We start from the raw sequence: 2009 nt of genomic DNA, 5'->3' as shown, positions 1-2009 counted from the left end.
TCGGCCGCGATGCTGGCGCGCGGCGTCACCTCGGCAAAGGCCTCGTCCACAACCAGCAGGCCGCCGCGCGCCGCCAGGGCATCGGCCAGGGCCAGAAGACGCTCAGCTGCGACGACGCGCCCATCCGGGTTGTTCGGATTGACCAGCACGACGACATCGGCCCCTGCGGCCTCGTCGAGCGAACCGACGGTGATCGCCGTCGCACCCTCGGCCGACCAGCAGGCGGCATGCTCGCCATAGGTCGGGCCCAGGATCGCCACCCGGGCGCCGGGGCGCAGCCGGGGCAGCAGCTGGATCAGGATCTGGGTGCCCGGCGCGGCGACGACTGGCGCGTCGGCCGGGGCGCCATAGCCGGACCGCGCGGTCTCCAGCAGCGCGCGCAGCCGGTCGTGCTGCGGCAGCCGGTGCCAGGCGGCGGGAGCGATCGGCGGGACCGGATAGGGCAGCGGATTGATACCGGTGGAGAGGTCGAGCCAGCCCTCGGCGGGACGGCCCCAGCGGGCCTCGGCCGCGGCCAGATCGCCGCCATGCGGAACCGTGCTCATGCCCGGTCGATCAAATGGAAGAAGGAGCCGAAGACGGAGCCGGTGCGGCGGCCAAGGCGGCCGAGCGTCGCGCCCTCCGCATCCCACGCCTCGAACAGCGCCTCGCCCGGCCCTTCGGAGAGGATCGAGGCGTAGTGGAACTCATGGCCACGCCAGACGGTGCCGGCGGGACCGAGCGACGTCGCGGCGACCAGGGCGGCGCGGCGGTAGCCGAGATGCAGCCGGCGCTCGGCGAAGGAGGTCTCGACCGGCAGCAGCCCGGCCATGGCGTGGCGGTTTCCCTCCGCATCGGTGAGCCCGGCGCCGAGCACCATGTAGCCGCCGCATTCGCCATAGACCGCCCGACCCTGCCCCGCTGCGGCCCGCAGCCCGTCGAGGAAGCGGCGGTTGCCCGCCAGCCGGCCGGCCTGCAACTCCGGGTAGCCGCCGGGCAGGTAGACCGCGTCGGCGGAGGCGTCCGGCGCCTCGTCGGCCAGCGGCGAGAAGGGCAGGATCTCCGCCCCCGCCTGGCGCCAGGCGGCCAGGAGATGCGGATAGGCGAAGGCGAAGGCGGTGTCCCGCGGCACGGCGATGCGCTGGCCGAGGGGGGGTAGGGCGAATCTGTCCGAGTCCCCCCTCCCGCAGGGGGAGGGGGAACTCAGTAGAGCGACTTGCTCTAATGCCTCCCCATCCACCGCCGTCCCGACCGCCTCTCCGGCCGCCGCCAGGAACGCCTCCAGCGCCGCATGCTCGCCGGCCTGGACCAGGCCGAGATGCCGGGACGGCAGCGCCAGGGCCGGCAGCCGTGGAACCAGGCCGAGCACCGGCAGCCCGACGTGATCGGCGGCACGGCGCAGGATCGCCTCGTGCCGGGCGCTGCCGACCCGGTTGAAGATCACCCCGGCGATCCGGACATCGGCGCGGAAGGCCTTGAAGCCGGCCAGCACCGCGGCGGCGGAGAAGCCCTGGCCGCCGGCGTCCAGCACCAGCACCACCGGCCAGCCGAAGCGGGCGGCCAGGTCCGCCGCAGAGCCGTCGCCGACCGAACCGGGACCGGGCGCGCCGTCGAACAGCCCCATCGCGGCCTCGACGATCAGGAGATCAGCGCCCTCGGCCTGCCGCGCCGCCAACGCGTCCAGCGTCTCCGGCCGCATCGCCCAGGAGTCGAGATTGACGCAGGGCCGGCCGCTCGCCGCCGCATGGAAGGCGGGGTCGATATAGTCCGGTCCGGACTTGGCCGAAGCCACGGCGACGCCGCGGTCGCGCAGATGCCGCAGCAGGCCCAGCGTCACCACCGTCTTGCCGCTGCCGGAGGCCGGCGCCGCGATCATCAGGGCTGGGGCCGGCATGGCTAGAATGCGCCGGCCGGAGGGACTGCGCTCGCCCCCTCACCCGAGATCGCTGCGCAATTTCGACCTCTCCCCAAGGAGAGGTAAAGTCGCAACGCTCCAATCCCCTCTCGGGCAGCTACGGCGTGCACACATC

The 2009-nt window shown here is 73.9% G+C and carries 2 protein-coding genes; both read right to left on the bottom strand.

Annotation, left to right across the window (positions count from 1 at the left end):
- A partial coding sequence (locus P409_RS32875; RefSeq protein WP_034848620.1) for an aminotransferase class I/II-fold pyridoxal phosphate-dependent enzyme occupies positions 1–545 on the bottom strand: 545 nt, incomplete at its 3' end.
- Positions 542–1873, bottom strand: a complete 1332-nt coding sequence (locus P409_RS32870) for a cobyrinate a,c-diamide synthase (RefSeq protein ID WP_034848619.1) — start codon at positions 1871–1873, stop codon at positions 542–544. The genes P409_RS32875 and P409_RS32870, both read right to left, overlap by 4 nt.
- Positions 1874–2009 lie beyond the last annotated feature (136 nt).

The sequence above is a fragment of the Inquilinus limosus MP06 genome, assembly GCF_000767795.1.
Lineage (GTDB): Bacteria > Pseudomonadota > Alphaproteobacteria > DSM-16000 > Inquilinaceae > Inquilinus > Inquilinus limosus_E.
The sequence above is the reverse complement of the archived record's forward strand: the minus strand, read 5'-3'. Positions and strand labels throughout refer to the sequence as shown.